Genomic DNA, 575 nt, shown 5'->3' on the forward strand with positions numbered 1-575 from the left:
TCCTTGATTGTTCGGCCATACCACTTCGCTTTGTAATGCAGTTGACGACTTATTTCACCCCATGAGGCATCTGCAATATGTTTCGCGAGATGTCTATTCTTCATCATATTGGTGATGCGCAAGTCTTCGATACAGATCGTTTGGTTTTCACGTATCCATTTCGTGGTCAGCTTGTGCATCACATCTATACGACTATTTCGAATTTTTTCGTGAATCTGGGCCACTTTTTGTTTCGCTCTATGCCAGTTGCTCCCGCCATACGTTCTTCTCGCCATGATCCGTTGCCATTTCGCTAGTAAGCGTTCATACTGCAGCGTATATCTCGGATTATCCATGGCCATACCTTCTGAGGGCACGGCAAGTTGTTTAATACCGACATCAATGCCCAGCGTATGGTCTGTTACAGGCAGGTGCTGGATATCCGCCTCGCACACGAGGGAGACAAACCATTTGCCGCTTGCGGCAAGTCGTATGGTAGCGGACTGTATCCGACCTTCGATCTCTCTCGACTTGGCATAGCGCACCCATCCCAATTTGGGAAGCTTCACATGATCGCCTTCTACTGCAAGGTTACC

1 protein-coding gene is annotated in these 575 nt (G+C 48.2%); it reads right to left on the reverse strand.

The annotated features are described in order from the left end of the window. The coding region (locus B1748_RS36225) for an RNA-guided endonuclease TnpB family protein (RefSeq protein ID WP_306299360.1) at positions 1–548 on the reverse strand (548 nt) is incomplete at its 3' end. Between the last annotated feature and the right edge of the window lie 27 nt (positions 549–575).

The organism is Paenibacillus sp. MY03, from assembly GCF_002165585.1.
Taxonomy (GTDB): domain Bacteria; phylum Bacillota; class Bacilli; order Paenibacillales; family Paenibacillaceae; genus Pristimantibacillus; species Pristimantibacillus agaridevorans.